At 38.2% G+C, this 16,413-nt stretch carries 14 protein-coding genes and 1 other annotated feature; of the genes, 6 read left to right on the forward strand and 8 right to left on the reverse strand.

Annotation, left to right across the window (positions count from 1 at the left end; all coding sequences use genetic code 11):
* The first annotated feature begins 118 nt into the window (after positions 1-118).
* A complete protein-coding gene (locus tag C9J37_RS09230) occupies positions 119-616 on the forward strand; it encodes a TRAP transporter small permease (RefSeq protein WP_024363727.1) in 498 nt (165 codons plus the stop codon).
* Positions 597-1,865 carry a TRAP transporter large permease gene (locus C9J37_RS09235; protein WP_069513873.1) on the forward strand — a complete coding sequence of 423 codons (1,269 nt, stop codon included), beginning with the start codon at positions 597-599 and terminating at the stop codon, positions 1,863-1,865. The genes C9J37_RS09230 and C9J37_RS09235 overlap by 20 nt, the downstream gene beginning before the upstream one ends.
* Before the next feature lie 55 nt (positions 1,866-1,920).
* On the opposite strand, the gene C9J37_RS09240 is transcribed toward C9J37_RS09235, so the two are convergent.
* The 4 genes from C9J37_RS09240 to leuS all read right to left on the reverse strand — a co-directional run bounded on the left by C9J37_RS09240 (position 1,921) and on the right by leuS (position 6,285).
* On the reverse strand, positions 1,921-2,859 hold the full coding sequence (locus C9J37_RS09240) for a hypothetical protein (protein ID WP_107895094.1): 939 nt from the start codon (positions 2,857-2,859) through the stop codon (positions 1,921-1,923).
* On the reverse strand, positions 2,846-3,367 hold the full coding sequence (locus C9J37_RS09245) for a sigma-70 family RNA polymerase sigma factor (RefSeq protein WP_107895095.1): 522 nt from the start codon (positions 3,365-3,367) through the stop codon (positions 2,846-2,848). The genes C9J37_RS09240 and C9J37_RS09245 overlap by 14 nt, the downstream gene beginning before the upstream one ends.
* Before the next feature lie 136 nt (positions 3,368-3,503).
* Positions 3,504-3,764, reverse strand: coding sequence for a hypothetical protein (locus tag C9J37_RS09250; RefSeq protein ID WP_107895096.1), 261 nt, complete (start codon positions 3,762-3,764; stop codon positions 3,504-3,506).
* A 103-nt stretch (positions 3,765-3,867) separates the two neighbouring features.
* Complete coding sequence (leuS, locus tag C9J37_RS09255) at positions 3,868-6,285, reverse strand: leucine--tRNA ligase (RefSeq protein WP_107895097.1); 2,418 nt, start codon at positions 6,283-6,285, stop codon at positions 3,868-3,870.
* 92 nt (positions 6,286-6,377) lie between these two features.
* Positions 6,378-6,597, reverse strand: a binding site (T-box leader).
* A gap of 251 nt (positions 6,598-6,848) precedes the next feature.
* Here leuS and C9J37_RS09260 point away from each other — a divergent pair.
* On the forward strand, positions 6,849-7,433 hold the full coding sequence (locus C9J37_RS09260) for a transposase (protein WP_235617068.1): 585 nt from the start codon (positions 6,849-6,851) through the stop codon (positions 7,431-7,433).
* 51 nt (positions 7,434-7,484) lie between these two features.
* On the opposite strand, the gene C9J37_RS09265 is transcribed toward C9J37_RS09260, so the two are convergent.
* From C9J37_RS09265 to C9J37_RS09275, 3 genes are all read right to left on the reverse strand, one after another.
* Entirely contained in the window at positions 7,485-9,224 is a 1,740-nt protein-coding gene (locus tag C9J37_RS09265; protein ID WP_107895098.1) for a SulP family inorganic anion transporter, read from the reverse strand.
* Positions 9,225-9,299: 75 nt separating this feature from the next.
* Positions 9,300-9,647: an ArsR/SmtB family transcription factor gene (locus tag C9J37_RS09270; protein WP_107895099.1), complete on the reverse strand. Its 348-nt coding sequence runs from the start codon at positions 9,645-9,647 to the stop codon at positions 9,300-9,302.
* A 137-nt stretch (positions 9,648-9,784) separates the two neighbouring features.
* Positions 9,785-10,972 (reverse strand): MDR family MFS transporter, encoded by a 1,188-nt coding sequence (locus C9J37_RS09275; protein ID WP_107895100.1) that lies wholly within the window; start codon positions 10,970-10,972, stop codon positions 9,785-9,787.
* Positions 10,973-11,265: 293 nt separating this feature from the next.
* Here C9J37_RS09275 and C9J37_RS09280 point away from each other — a divergent pair, with 293 nt between their 5' ends.
* From C9J37_RS09280 to C9J37_RS09290, 3 genes are all read left to right on the forward strand, one after another.
* A complete protein-coding gene (locus C9J37_RS09280; protein WP_024363708.1) occupies positions 11,266-12,222 on the forward strand; it encodes a tRNA modification radical SAM protein MnmL/YtqA in 957 nt (318 codons plus the stop codon).
* Positions 12,219-12,851, forward strand: coding sequence for a tRNA 5-(aminomethyl)-2-thiouridylate-methyltransferase MnmM (locus C9J37_RS09285; RefSeq protein WP_107895101.1), 633 nt, complete (start codon positions 12,219-12,221; stop codon positions 12,849-12,851). Before C9J37_RS09280 ends, C9J37_RS09285 begins: the two co-directional genes overlap by 4 nt.
* A gap of 245 nt (positions 12,852-13,096) precedes the next feature.
* A complete protein-coding gene (locus tag C9J37_RS09290) occupies positions 13,097-14,320 on the forward strand; it encodes an IS110 family RNA-guided transposase (RefSeq protein ID WP_167397282.1) in 1,224 nt (407 codons plus the stop codon).
* A gap of 494 nt (positions 14,321-14,814) precedes the next feature.
* Here C9J37_RS09290 and C9J37_RS09295 read toward each other — a convergent pair whose 3' ends face one another.
* Positions 14,815-16,323 (reverse strand): alanine/glycine:cation symporter family protein, encoded by a 1,509-nt coding sequence (locus tag C9J37_RS09295; RefSeq protein ID WP_107895103.1) that lies wholly within the window; start codon positions 16,321-16,323, stop codon positions 14,815-14,817.
* Positions 16,324-16,413: the final 90 nt, after the last annotated feature.

The following is a 16,413-nucleotide window of genomic DNA, read 5'->3' on the forward strand; positions in this document are numbered from 1 at the left end:
ACTCTTTTTCTTAAAGTAAATCGCTTACAATATTTTGAAAAATTGATAGAAAGAATGAATTCTCGTTTTACTTTATAAATCGGAAAATACTATTATCATATTTTAAGGAGGCATCCGCATGAATATTTTACATAAACTATGGGGGTATCTAGAGGAAATCCTTGCTGGATTCTTTTTCGTAGCTGGTATTGCACTGATCTTCTACGGTGTAATGATGCGTTATATTTTTAATGAACCCCAAGCTTGGGTAGAAGAATTAGCACGTTACGCAATTATTTGGGGAACATTTCTTGGCTTTGGTTTAGCACTTCGTCACAATCAGCACATTCAAGTAGATATTTTATACGATAAATTAAAACCATCCCAGAAACGAATTTTAGATTTAGTGGCAACATGCTTAAGCATCGTCTTTTGTTTCATTTATACGTACTATGGATTTATTTTAGTTGAAAACCGCTATACATCAGGTATGGTATCACTAGACATCGGCATTCCTATGTGGGTAGTCTACTTAGTATTGCCGATTTCAGGTGTATTATTTTTACTACGATTTGTAGAAAGATTAGTCAATATTTTAAGAGGAAAGGACGAAGAATATGCTAATCCTCTTACTTAGTTTCTTTATTTTATTATTTTTACGTGTACCTGTCGCAGTCAGCTTAGCGCTTTCAACGATTTTAGTGTTCTTCCAAATTGATTTCAATATGAATATGATTCCACAGCGTATTTTCACAGCTCTCGATTCATTCCCGATGATGGCTATTCCGGGATTCGTTCTTGCAGGTGTACTTATGGCACGTGGGGGCATTTCTAAGTATTTAATAGAAGCATTACGCGCTTGGATTGGACATCTTCCTGGCGGTCTCGCAGTTGTAACCATTGTTGCCTGTGCGATATTCGCAGCCATTTCGGGTTCTTCCCCTGCTACGGCTGCTGCTATCGGTTCCATTATGATTCCTGCCATGATTTCAGCTGGCTATAAAAAGCGTTACTCTATGGGACTTGTAGCTGCTGGTGGTACACTAGGCATTTTAATTCCTCCAAGTGTTCCTTTAATCATTTATGGTATAACTTCCGAGCAATCTATCGGTGAATTATTTATGGCTGGAGTTATTCCAGGTCTTGCGTTAACTGGTATTTTAATCGTTGCTGCTATCTTCTATGCAAAACGCAATGGGTTTAAAGGCGATGAGCCGGCATCTTGGGAAGAACGCTGGCGGAAATCACTAAAGGCCATTTGGGGTGGCTTCTTACCGTTTTTAATTTTAGGAACGATCTATTCTGGCGTTGTCACACCTACTGAATCTGCTGTGATTGCAGTATTTTACGGATTAGTCGTGTCACTATTTATCTATCGTGAAATGAAGTTAAAAGACTTCCGTGAAGTATTAGTAGAGTCTATTAATATTACAGCGATGATTTTCTTAATTATCGGTGCTGCGTCTTTATTCGGTTTATATTTAACGAACGCACAAGTTCCTCAACAAGTTGGTGCTTGGATTGCGGAAAGTGACTTGAACAAATGGATTTTCATGATTATCGTCAATATTTTATTCTTTATCATGGGGATGTTCTTAGAAGCAGTATCCATTATTCTCATAACGCTACCAATCTTGCTACCAATCCTTGTTCATTTTGATATCAACCTTATTCACTTTGCGATTATTATGACAATCAATATGGAGCTTGGTATGATTACACCTCCTGTCGGTCTAAATCTCTTTGTAGTAAGTGGTATTGCGAAGGAAAAACTCGGAGAAGTAGTCAAAGGAGTTATTCCATTTATTATATTAATGATTGTGTTCTTAGCACTCGTTATCATTCTTCCACAAATATCACTTTGGCTACCAGAACAAATGAAATAACGTGCCAGGCACCGAAACTATTCTGAATTTTCGAATTCGTTTAGGTGCCTGACACTTAAAAAATCCAAATAAGGAAAACGATAAATATAATAGTTGTGTAAGTTGTAGTTGTTAATGCTACGTAATGTCTTTTTTCATGTCTGCCAAAATAATATTCGATTGCTAAATTAGGTAACAATATAACTAAAATGAGCACAAAGTCAGCAGCAATAAATATAATCCATGATTTTAAGTTAAATATACATAGCACAATTACATTGATAAACTTATTAAGATATACGACTTTCTTATGATTGTCACTTACATACTTCGGCTCTTTTGGAATATGGAATTTCCAGCGAACGGCTCTCTCCGCTACCCAAGCCCCTAGCCAAATGAAACCAATCCATACGAGAAAGACCAAAAAGTTAAAGTCCAATTTCTTAAAATTAAAGTCTGTAAATGCGGATATAGCCTCCCCATCATTGACCTCATAAAATTTATTGGTTTTTATATCGAGAAAGGCAAATTTGTCATCACTTTTAAACATCTGGAGCTTTACCACTTGCCCATTACTAAATTCTATCCATAAATTATTAATCAAGTAATACTCCTCTGATTTTTGTCTTACCACTGCCTTTTGAAGCATGTTCTCAAACAGCTTTGTCTCAGTCCCTTTTGCGTACTCTTGTTGCCCTATTACCCAACCTGTTCTCCCCGCTTTAAATGAATCTTCATACCAATTTTGTGCAATTGACAACTGCTGTATTTCTTCATCTTGCGCTAGTTCAACAATTGAGGCATGCTGTACATATTCCGTTTGCTGCCATGGCCCACTCGCAATCAAAAAAAGTAGCGTCACCATTATCCCTACAATTATTGCAGGATATTGCCATTTGCTATTTTGTTTGTACTGTTGTTGTGCGGCTTGGTGCACAATGCGCTCCTTTAATCCTTTCGTAAAACGCGGTGTTTCGCCTATTTCCTCATTCAGCTTTTTTTTAAAAGATGTCATCGCCTAGCACCTCCCAATCGCTTCGTTCGAGTTTGTTTTGTAACAGTTGTCTCGCTCTACGTAACCTAGTTTTCACAGTATTTTCTGTATTACCTAGTACCTCTGCAATTTCACGTACTTTTAATTCCTGATAATAATAAAGAATCAATACTTCTCGATAAGTAATAGGTAACTCAAATAATGCTGCTTGCAATGTAACTCGTTCCGCTGCTTTAATAACATCACTTTCTGGCGTTCTTTTACTAATACCAAAATGAAATTTGCTAAATAATTGATGGCGTTTATTTTTCCAGCTTCTTAAATAATCATGACTTTTATGTACTGTAATTTTTACTAAATAAGTTTTAAGCGAAGCTCTTTGTTCAAAGCGATGCTGTTGCAAATAGTAGGCGAGAAATACATCCTGTACGATTTCTTCTGCAATCGACCAGTCTCGTACATATAAATAGGCCACACGAAGGCAATACTCGCCGTGCTCTTCCATAATGGCTGTTAAATGCTCACTCACTAGAGCCCCTCCTTTATTCATTCATCCTATAGTCGTAAAATTTTTAAAGTTGGTTTCACTTTAACAAAAAAAGTGCCCCTGTTTTGGACACTTTTTTCGTAGCATCGTTTTAAAACTTTAGAATCGTCCCTATTTCTTATATTTTAATTTGCTTAGAGCTGTTTTCTATTTCGCCCATAACTGACGTTAACTTATAAACATTGCTATTTTGGGTTGCATGCTTGTGCCATATTTTCCGCTCTATATGATTAATCTGTTGGCGCTGATGCTTGTACTTCATAATTGGGCTACATTCGATGTAGCATCTATCATAGGTTGAACCCCTGCCATCTTTTCTTCCCATTATATTGTTAGCAGGTTGCTGTTCGCTTCCTTTCCGCCCAATCCCTCTATCCATCCATCGTTCATCCAATGCATGTAATGTTCCTATTCCCAACGACATTTATAAAAAAAGCCGTGAAGTACGCTTATTACAACGTATTTCACGGCTCTTTGTTTAATTATTTAACAACAATATTAACAAGCTTTCCTGGGATAACAATAATTTTCACCAAGTCTTTGCCCGCCATATATTCTTGTACTTTTTCATCGGCTAATGCTACTTTTTCAATTTCTTCTTTTGAAGCATCTTTTGCTACGATAATTTTCGCACGTACTTTACCTGCCACTTGAACAGCAACTTCCACTTCATCGTCCACAAGCTTAGACTCATCATACGCTGGCCATTCTTCATAAGATAATGTATTTTCATGACCTAATAGTTGCCATAGCTCTTCAGCAATATGCGGAGCGATTGGTGCTAGTATTTTCACAAATCCTTCAGCATAGGCTGTTGGAAGTACTTCTGCTTTGTAGCAGTCATTAATAAAGACCATCATTTGTGAAATAGCAGTATTGAAGCGAATCCCTTCGTAGTCTTCTGTCACTTTTTTCACTGTTTGGTGATATGACTTTTCTAAAAACTTATCGTCTGAAGTTTGCACTTTCGCTGATAGCGTACCTTCTTCTTCGTTGACAAACAAACGCCAGATGCGGTCTAAGAAACGACGAGCACCGTCTAAACCATTAGTAGACCATGCAACTGAAGCCTCTAATGGACCCATAAACATTTCATAAAGTCGTAGTGTATCTGCACCGTGTGACTCTATGATTTCATCAGGGTTCACGACATTACCTTTTGATTTAGACATTTTTTCATTACCTTCACCAAGAATCATACCTTGGTTAAATAATTTTTGGAATGGCTCTTTCGTGTGCACTACCCCTAAATCGTATAGTACTTTGTGCCAGAAGCGCGCGTATAGTAAATGCAATACGGCATGCTCTGCTCCACCAATATAAATATCAACTGGTAACCAACGTTTTAGTAACTCTGGATCAGCAATTGCTTCTTTGTTGTTAGGGTCAATATATCGTAGGAAGTACCAGCTAGAACCTGCCCATTGTGGCATTGTATTGGTTTCACGACGACCTTTTTTGCCTGTTTCATGATTTACAACATTTACCCAATCCGTAATATTCGCTAATGGTGATTCCCCTGTTCCAGATGGACGAATATTATCTGTTTTTGGAAGCATTAATGGTAACTCTGCTTCTGGCACTGGAGTTGTTGTACCATCTTCCCAATGGATCATTGGGATTGGCTCACCCCAATAACGTTGACGAGAGAATAGCCAGTCACGAAGACGATAAGATATCTTTTTCTCCCCTACACCTTTTTCCTCTAACCATTCAATCGCCTTAGCAATACCATCTGCTTTATTTAAACCATCAAGGAAATCAGAGTTAATGTGCTGACCGTCACCTGTAAATGCTTCTTTGTCGATATCTCCACCTTCAAGTACAGCAACGATGTCTAAACCAAACTCTTTAGCAAATTCATAATCACGTTCGTCATGCGCAGGAACAGCCATAATCGCACCAGTTCCGTACGTAGCTAGCACATAATCAGCAATCCAAATCGGTACTTTTTTGCCGTTAATCGGATTTACTGCATAAGCGCCTGTAAATACACCTGTTTTTTCTTTGGCTAAATCTGTACGCTCTAAGTCTGATTTCATTTTTACTTTTTCAAGATATGCATTGACAGCAGCTTGTTGTTCAGCTGTTGTAATTTCAGCCACTAGTTTATGCTCTGGCGCAAGCACTGTATATGTTGCACCGAATAGCGTATCAGGGCGTGTTGTAAATACCGTAAAGTTTTTGTCCGACCCATCGATGCTAAATGTTACTTCTGCACCCTCTGAACGGCCAATCCAGTTACGTTGCATGTCTTTAATGGATTCTGGCCAATCTACTTCTTCTAAATCGTCGATTAAACGATCCGCATAAGCTGTAATTCTAAGCATCCATTGTTTCATTGGACGACGTTCTACTGGATGTCCGCCACGTTCAGACTTCCCATCGATAACTTCTTCATTCGCTAGCACTGTACCTAAAGCTGGGCACCAGTTTACCGCCACTTCATCTACATAAGCTAAGCCCTTTTTATATAATTGAATGAAAATCCATTGTGTCCATTTGTAGTATTCTGGATCTGTAGTGTTAATTTCACGATCCCAGTCATAACTAAAGCCTAACTCTTGAATTTGACGTTTAAATGTCGCAATATTTTTTGCTGTAAATTCTGCTGGGTCATTCCCAGTATCAAGTGCATATTGCTCGGCAGGTAATCCAAAAGCATCCCATCCCATCGGATGCAGAACATTAAAGCCTTGCATACGTTTGAAACGTGAAAGGATATCTGTCGCTGTATAACCTTCTGGATGTCCTACGTGAAGTCCCGCTCCTGATGGGTAAGGGAACATATCAAGCGCATAAAATTTCGGTTTATCCATTTCATTTTCTGTTTTGAATGTTTTGTTGACATCCCAATACTGTTGCCACTTTTTTTCAATTTGTTGATGATTAAAGCTCATTATTTTTCCTCCTTATAGTATGTGCAGTACCACTTATCGTAAGAATTGACAAAATATTTAAAAAATAAAAAAACTCGCCCCTTTCTTTGTCAGAAAGGGACGAGAGTATTCTTAACTCCCGCGGTACCACCCAAATTAGTGATTACACTCGGCTCAAGCTTCCTTAACGCGGAAATAACGGCAAACGTAACAATTTCATATTACGTATGCAGACTCAGCAGGCGAGTTCAATTTGCATCCTTACTAGCTTCCACCAACCGCTAGCTCTCTAAAAAGAACCACAAATTTACTATTCCTCATCAATGTCTTTACATGTATTGCATTTATTCTAATGGAAAGTCCTGAAAAGCACAAGCATCTTTTTATGGTGCCTGGCACGCACACAATTTCCACACAATTATCAAAAAAATTTTTTCTATGATTATTTTCACCAACAATTTTTCATTTCAACCTTCTATGCACATGAAAAATAAAAATAGTCATTACTTTCGTAACTCCCGTCTAATTGACGTTCTTTACATGCTTTTTTATGCTAAAGAAAAAAGTAAAGGAGGCAATAGCGTGTGCCAAGAAAAAAACGGCTTTGGTCCCCAGATCATTATCATCATGTAGTAGTACGCGGTAACAATCGTCAAACTATTTTTCACAATGTAGCAGATTATGAAGCTTTCTTTCGTGTATTACAATATGCTTATCACAAATATTCGTTTACGATTGTTGCCTATTGCGTTATGACTAACCACTATCACCTGCTGATTCGTTCATCCAAAGTGCCACTAGGCAAAGTGATGGCCAATGTTAATTGGCGTTACAGCAATTACTTTAAAAAGAAGTACAACTATTGCGGTCATCTATATGAAAGTCGATATTTTGCAGACCTTGTTCCCTCACAACTCGACATGCTTAGTGTTAGTCGCTATATTCACCGCAATCCTATCTCAACGTCTCCCCCGATGGTTGACAAGATGGAGGACTATCCTTATAGCTCGTATTATCTCTACAAGCATCCTATATCTTCAAACTTCCCCTTCTTTGATACAAGTATTCTCAACAGCTATTTTCTTCAAACATCACAACGCCACTCACTATCTTACTGCCAATATTGTGAGGAACATGAAAGCAAATCATGTAATGTAGCACCCCAATAGAAAAGCTCCACACGACAATCCATCGTGTGGAGCTTTTCTGTTCAATCGTCATCAATTGTCAGAATCTTTTCCGTGCCTGTCACTCGAAAAGTCAGCACATTCATGGAAGGCAAAATGTTTACAACCAAGGCATTTATTCATATCTAAATGTGTCAATGCTCTATTTATAGCTTCTCCTGTATGTTCAAAAAAATGATCTTGTCCAATTTGAGCATATAATCCATTACGCATAAGCGCTAGTTTTAAGTCCTCTTGTATACCCGTGACGAAGACCTTGCCACCACGCTTTGTAAAGTTCTCCACAATATTGCTAAAATAGGACTCACCTGTGGAGTCCATAAATGGCACTTTTCCCATACGTAAAATCAGGACGCTCGGTTGTTCTTGCATAGAATGCAGTAATGTCTCTTCAAACGTTTGTGCTGCACCAAAAAACAGTGGACCCTCAATCGTATAAATACTAATTTGTGGGCAGTCATGCTTTTGATTAACAACATAAGGTTGTACCTTTCCATTCTTTTTTGTATGGTCTGGTAATACCTTATCTATAACCAACTTCTCACTCATTCGTTTGGCAAACAACACAACGGCTAAGCCAAGACCTACTTCAACAGCAATCGTTAGGCTAGCGAAAACGGTAAGCAAAAATGTAATAATTAATACAAGTGAATCTCCAGATTTCGCTTTTACAATATGAGCAAAATGTTTTTGTTCACTCATATTCCACGCAACGACCATTAGTACTGGTGCCATACTTGCTAACGGAATATGCGAAGCAAAGGGCGCTAATAACAATAACGTGACTAATACAAACACACCATGAATAATACCTGACATTGGTGTTGCAGCACCCGTTTTAATATTGGTTGCCGTACGTGCAATCGCCCCTGTAGCAGGAATCCCTCCAAATAATGGTGTAATAATATTCGCTATGCCCTGTCCTACAAGCTCACGATTACTATTATGTTTCGTATTGGTCATACCGTCAGCAACAACTGCTGATAAGAGCGACTCAATCCCGCCCAAAATGGCAATCACAAAGGCAGGTCCAATCAATAATTGCAATCGTTCCAAGGTGATTTCTGGTATTGAAAACTTCGGTAACGTATTAGGAATTTGACCGTAAGCCGTAGCAATTGTTGCAACTTGTCCTGAAAAAAAGAAGGTAGCAACAAGTGTAGAAACAACAATGCCTACTAATGCGCCAGGTACTTTTGGGAAAAATTTAGGTGTTAAAAGAATAATTACAAGACAAATAATCGCTATGAAAATACTATAATAATTAATTGTTCCTAAATGCACGAACAACTCTTTCATATTTGCTATAAAATATTCATGACGTGTAATATTTGTTAAACCTAAAAAATTAGCTATTTGTCCAGTAAAAATGATAACCGCAATACCCGCAGTAAAGCCTATCGTTACAGGGCGTGGAATAAATTTTATAAGAGTACCTAGCTTGAAAAGGCCCATTAAACATAGCAGCACTCCCGCCATTAACCCCGCAATTAATAAATTTTCATAGCCATATGATAAGACAATGCCTAAAAGAATTGGCACAAAAGCACCTGTTGGTCCACCGATTTGGAATTTTGAACCTCCAAATAGTGAAATAAGTATGCCCGCAATACACGCTGTATAGATCCCATATTCTGGTTTTACACCGGAAGCAATGGCAAAAGACATCGCTAGTGGAATTGCAACAATCCCAACAATTATTCCAGATAATAAGTCCTTTTTAAAATGATCAACTGAATACCCTTCATACCGACCTGTAAACAGTGATTTCATACAATAATCTTCCCTTCGAAATAATTAAGTTTTTCGAATCCAGCTCAATAAGGGGTGGTAAATATATTACATCCCCTACATTAACTCTTCGTCATTTTCACTGACGGTCATTTCTTCTAATCTTGAAATTGTATGAATTAAATGGTTGTCAAAGATATCTTTTGCAACACGCAACAATTCAACAATCATTGGATCACTTAAAGAATAGTAAACTTTTTTGCCTTCTTTTGTCCCATAAACAATATTTTTTGCCCGTAAAACACTTAACTGCTGGGAAACTGCCGAGCCTTCTTTTTCTAGGCAACTTTGAATCTCATTCACACTTTTCTTGCCATCGACTAATAACTCAAGAATTCTTATCCGTAACGGGTGTGCTAAGGCTTTAAAAAAATCGGCTTTAAACTGTTGTAAGCCTTCTTCCACGTTAATCCCCCCATATCATTCATTTTCACATATTCAAATATTTGAATATGTATGATTGTATCCTTTTGCGTCAACTATTTCAATCCAAAAAAATAAAAAAGCGAATGCTATAGCATTCGCTTTTAAGTAAATCGCCTTTAATTTTCAGAATTGTTTGCGTGCCTGTCACCCAATAATGGACGGTCATAGATCAGACATGGGAAAATGCCTAGTAATACAATAACTACTAAAATTGAAACAAGGGCAATCATACCAAATTGATCCACCATAATGCCGCCGAACAATGGACCGATCATCCGACCTGCTGTAGCCGCACTATTAATAATACCTTGGTAAAAACCTTCGCGTCCCTTTGGTGCAAGCTGATTTGCAATGGTCGGTAAAGCTGGTGTATAAAACATTTCGCCAAAAGTTAATACAACCATTGCAGCAGCAAACATTTTAAAATCTCCGGCAAATGCTACAATGCCAAAAGACGCTGCTATAAGCGTAATGCCAAATACTAGTTGACGTTTAAGTTGATGTTCCCAACGGCGCACAAGCGGTGCGATTAGTGGTTGCCCAACAACAATAAGGAGCCCATTAATCGTCCAAAGTAAACTATATTGTTTTAACCCTAAGCCCAAATCTTGCGTATAGGATGAAATAGTTGCACTCCATTGCGAATAGGCAAGCCAGCATAACACGGAGGATGAACTTAAAATTAATAAGGCATAAAATGGTGCCTTATTTGTAATACGTTTACTTTCACTTACTACATTTTTCAATGCAATACTTTCGGCATCTATTCCTCTAAATGTAATCAATGCGATAAAGAAAAATAAAATATACATCGCTAAATTAACAACAAACACATAATCAAATTGATAATCCGCCACAATCCCAGCTAATGCCGGCCCTACGGCAACACCTAAATTTTGCGCTAAATAAATCGCATTAAATGCCTTACGACCACCCTCAGGCCAAGCCGCTCCTGCTAACGCAAACATCCCTGGAAATACAATTCCTCCACTAAATCCAAGAATGGTTAAAAACCAAACATAATGTGGCCAGCCATGCCATATTGTTAATCCTATTAACGAAGCAACGGTCAATAAAATGCCCAGCATAATCGATTTATAGCCGCCAATTCTATCAAATAAAAAACCACCTAATAGATTGCCTAATACACCCGCAGCCGAATTCAACATTAAAACAAAGCCAGCCATTGCAAGTGATTTCCCTAAATAATCGTGCATATAAATGGCATTTAAAGGCCATAAAAAAGAGTTGCCCGTCGTGTTCACAAGCATACCGATAATTAAAAACCAAACACTTTTTGGCATATCCTTGACCCCCATTATTTCGTTTCTCTAAATAGCTAGTTTATGATGAAAAATAAAAAAGTACAAGGAAAATAAATTTACCCTTTCTTCACAAAAAAATTCTTAAATAAGCCGTTTTTTCGTGCTTTATGCATGCGTTATAGTAGCCAACAGTTCTGTTCCTTTACCACAAAAATAAATTGTTTATTTAAGTAAACAAAGCAGCCTAATATTTGTCTCTGTCTATTTAAATTCTTACTCCATGACGGAACCTTACACACATGATAAAATATAATGTTAGAGGAGTGAAATACATGACAGAAACAAACTTTCCTTTTCCCACAGAGGGGAAAAGATACTATACATGGAATCGCTATTTACGTGATCACTTCGGTCATAAAGTATTTAAAGTAGCGCTCGATGCAGGTTTTGATTGCCCGAACCGAGATGGTACAGTGGCATTCGGAGGTTGTACATTTTGTAGTGCTGCAGGGTCAGGTGACTTTGCCGGAAATAAAGTCGATCCTATTGATGTGCAATTTGCGGAAATTCGAGACAAAATGCATCAAAAATGGAAAGATGGCAAGTATATGGCTTACTTCCAAGCATATACAAATACCCATGCGCCACTGCCAGTTTTAAAGGAAAAATTTGAGGCTGCGTTAGCACAAGAAGGTGTAGTCGGACTGTCCATTGCAACACGCCCAGATTGCTTACCAGATGATGTTGTAGAATATTTAGCAGAACTAAATAAACGCACCTATTTATGGATTGAACTGGGACTACAAACCGTCCATGAAAAAACGGCAAACCTGATTAATCGCGCACATGATTATGCAACCTATGTAGAAGGTGTTGAAAAGCTGCGTAAGCATGGGATTCGTGTGTGCTCACATATTATCAACGGCCTTCCACTTGAAGATTATGACATGATGATGGAAACGGCACGTGCAGTAGCTAAACTGGATGTCCAAGGCATTAAAATCCATTTACTGCATTTATTAAAAGGGACGCCTATGGTTAAGCAATATGAAAAAGGCATGCTAGAATTTTTAGATCAAGACGTTTATACAAAACTAGTTGCAGATCAGTTAGAAATTTTACCACCGCAAATGGTTATCCATCGTATAACAGGTGATGGACCAATTGATTTAATGATTGGACCAATGTGGAGTGTTAATAAGTGGGAAGTATTGAACGGTATTGATGCAGAGTTAGAACGTCGGGGCAGTTGGCAAGGTAAATTTTATAATGCCGAGGTCACAAAATGAAGCTTCAACGCGTCTTACAATATGCACAGCAATTATTAATAGACTCGATACAAGAAGGCGATACTGTTGTCGATGCTACGGCTGGAAACGGCCATGATACATTATTTTTAGCTCAACTTGTTGGTGATAACGGACAAGTTTATGCCTTTGACGTGCAAAAAAATGCAGTCGATGCTACTTTGCACCGTCTGCTAGATAATGCATTAGAACACCGTGCCCTTGTGTTACATACGGGGCACGAAAATATAGCCAAGCATGTTCAAAAACCAGTTGCGGCTGCTATATTCAATCTTGGCTATTTGCCTGGCAGTGACCATGATATCGTAACAAAACCAAATACAACGATTCTTGCAATTCAAGATTTATTGCAACTGCTAAAAATCGGCGGATTAATTGTCCTTGTTATTTACCATGGCCATCCAGGCGGTAAAGAAGAACGTGACGCTGTTATCGACTTTGTTAGTCAGTTACCACAAAAATATGTCCATGTGTTAAAATACGAATTTCTAAACCAACAAAACGACCCACCATTTGTTATTGCATTAGAAAAAATGAAAGACTTCCCGGTGCCAGTCGCGCAAACAATTCTGAACGCACAAGCAGCCGCTTGCGACGGCACATTAAAATAAAAACATACTAACATTAGTAGTACAAACCAAGGCCATGGTTTGTGCTACTATTTTTTTATAGTAGAAGTGAAGAAAAGCCGACCAGCCTCTGGGACCCTTTGTGAGTCCGTATATAAAACCGGCTAACTTCACGCCCTTATATGAATCAGTTTAGTATGTTGGGTCCAAAGAGATCGTGTATAAGAAAGTGGAATCGATAAGGTACTGTGAAGGCTTCTATGATTGGTCAAAAGGAGAAGTTTAAAATGAAACATGTTGTTGCGTTAGATGTGAGTAAAGGAAAAAGTATCGTTGCGATTTATGATGGCTATCGCCAATGTGAATTTGAAGGCGAGTTAAACCATACACGGGTTGATTTCGAACGATTACACAAAAGAATGGAAGACATCAAATTACTTGATGGACAAGCACCAGATATCGTATTTGAAGCCACAGGCGTCTATTCAAAGCCTGTTGAAGCGTTTTTCAAAGATTACGGTTATGCATACTGCCGTATGAATCCACTTGAAGCGAATTTACAAATGGCGAAAATGCGTCGAAATAAAACGGATCTTAGTGATGCACATGAACTTGCGAAAACCCATTTCAAAATGGAACGTGAAAATACATACATCCAAGATGATTATTATGAACAGATGCGCGCCATGACGCGTTATTACGATGAGATAGAGGAAGAAATCATTTTATTAAAAAGTAGGATGCATGCGATTTTACACCTTAGTTTTCCGGAATTAGAAAAGGTCATTACACCGAGCTCGGCTCTATTTTTAAATATTGTGCAGCTCTATCCGCACCCTGCACTTTTATTGGCCCATTCAAAAACAATCATTAAAAATCGCTTAAAAGCCAACACACGTAAAAATCTCTCATTGGTACGAGCTGAAGCGAAAGCAACTATTTTATTGGAAGTAGCACAAAATAGCTATCCAGCCGTTAAAGTGAATGATATTCGATGCGATCAAGTACGTGATTACGCAGCGCGTATTGGGGATTTACTCGAGAAGAAGAATTCGCTCGTGAAACAAATGGCAAAATTATCAGAAGGTCGAAAAGAATATGTTGTATATCGTTCGATTCCTGGGATTGGCGATTCAACAGCGTGCCGATTAATTGGAGAAATTGGTGACATTCGCCGCTTTCAAAATGCGAAACAACTGAACGCTTACGCAGGCATTGATATTATGCGGTACCAGTCTGGGAATACGCACTATCGAGACAGGATTAATAAACGAGGAAACAAACATTTACGGAAGATTTTATATTTTATGGTGTGCGCCATGCTTATGGCAAAAGGAAAACCGAATCATTTTGTGGACTACTACTACAAATTAAAAAAGCAACCTCAGAGGAAGCCTCATAAGGTTGCGATTATCGCCTGCATCAATAAGTTTCTGAAAGTGACATTTCAGTTACTGACGCGTGGCATTCTTTACGATTATGAGTCCGCACTACCAGCTCAGAAATCGTAATCACCTATATAAAACTATAGCATAATGACCTTTCGAAAAAAATAAAAATCGTCAGGTCTTTTTGGCGTATCTAAAAATGAGTGTGAAGTGGTGAGGGATGTCCCTCACCACTTCACACTCATAAAAAATATAAATTATTCTTTAAATAAGATTGACTAATCGTAAGAAAAGGGGCTGGGACATAACTAAAAAAATTTAAGAAACAGACGAAAGGTGTTCATAATTTTTTGCTATATGGAGACCTTAGCTATTCTTGCTTTTGCAATTTAAAAAATTAGACGTGTTCACTAGTTGTTGGTAGTGGAGGTGGTGACTCCGGCGGGAACAGCACATAATGTAAGACGTAACAGACCGCGCGTAGCGAGGGTTGCGGCTTACGGTGCTGAGCGGAAAGCACCGCCGTAGCGGACAACAACGGCATAGCAAAAAAGTGTTAGATTGATTGGGTTCAATCTAACACTTTTTCTCTTATGTCCCAGCCTCTTCTTCATACATTATTTATTTTTGCGTTTATCATTATAATCAACCCAGAAATCTGCACCTTTAATTCCTAGTTTACGAGGATCAAACACAGGGTCTTTGCCTTCTTTTTTCTGTTTCTCGTAATCTTTTAATGCGAGAATCGCAGGTTTCATAATAATTAAAATGGCAATAACGTTAATCCATACCATTAATCCTAAGCCAACGTCACCCATTGCCCATGCAAGGTCAGATGTACGAATCGTTCCAAAAAATGTTGCAATTAAAAAGGCGATTTTAGCTATCCAAATGAAAATCTTTTCGGTTTTCCCTGAGAATAAATAGGCCACATTCGTCTCTGCTATATAGTAGTACGCCATAATTGTCGTAAATGCGAAGAAGAATAAAGCGATTGCTACGAAGCTTGAACCAATGCCTGGCAATGAAGATTCCACTGCCCATTGTGTATACGCAGCACCTTCTTTAATACTTTTCGCAAAGGTAATTTGCTCCTCACCTGTAAGGCCATTTTCATTGAATTCACCAACGTAAATAAACGGATCTGTACCTTCCGCAGCTTTCTCATTCTGAACATTATACATACCTGTAAATAAGATCATAAATGCTGTAGCCGAACAAACTAATAATGTATCAATGTACACAGATGCCGCTTGCACAATACCTTGTTTAGCAGGGTGTGAAACTTCAGCTGCCGCCGCTGGATGCGGTCCAGTTCCTTGACCAGCTTCGTTAGAATAAATACCACGCTTAACCCCCCAAGCGATTGCTGAACCAATAATTCCCCCAAATACTTCTTGTGCACCAAAAGCACTCGAAAAAATTAGCGAAAATACAGCAGGTACTTCTGAAATATTCATAAAAATAATGACGATTGCCATTAGAATATAAGCTAAAGCCATAAATGGGACAACTACTTGTGCAACATTTGCAATGGATTTAACCCCACCGATAATAATCGCACCTAATAATACAACAATAATAATACCTGTAATCCAAGATTCCATTCCAAAAGCGTTTTCAACGGCACCTGCTATTGCATTTGATTGAACGCCAGGCATTAGTATCAACATCGCTATTAGCGCCGCAACCGCAAAAATGATTGCAAACCACTTCTGCCCCATCCCTTTTTCAATATAAAAGGCTGGACCACCACGATATTCTGTTTCTTTCTCTTCTTTATATATTTGCGCTAATGTTGACTCCACATAAGCTGTCGCTGCACCGATGAAGGCAATTGCCCACATCCAAAAAATAGCACCAGGTCCCCCCATTGCAATGGCAGTAGCTGTACCAGCAATATTACCTGTACCAACGCGACCAGATAATGCAATCGACATTGCTTGGAAAGAAGAAATTCCTTTTTCTGATTTTTCCCCTTTAAACATTAAGATAAACATGTCCTTAATATGTCTTATTTGTAGGAAACGTGTAATAATTGAAAAGAATAAACCGATCAATAAAATACCATAAATAAACCACGGTCCCCATAAAATACTGTTCAGAAAACTAACAATATTTTCCATCTTACCCCTCCCATAATATGAATATTCGTTCTTTAAGATATTATAGTATTACATTTTTCTGAAAATTACAACATTATTTTTAAGTTACTA

This window comes from Lysinibacillus mangiferihumi (assembly GCF_003049665.1).
GTDB lineage: Bacteria > Bacillota > Bacilli > Bacillales_A > Planococcaceae > Lysinibacillus > Lysinibacillus mangiferihumi.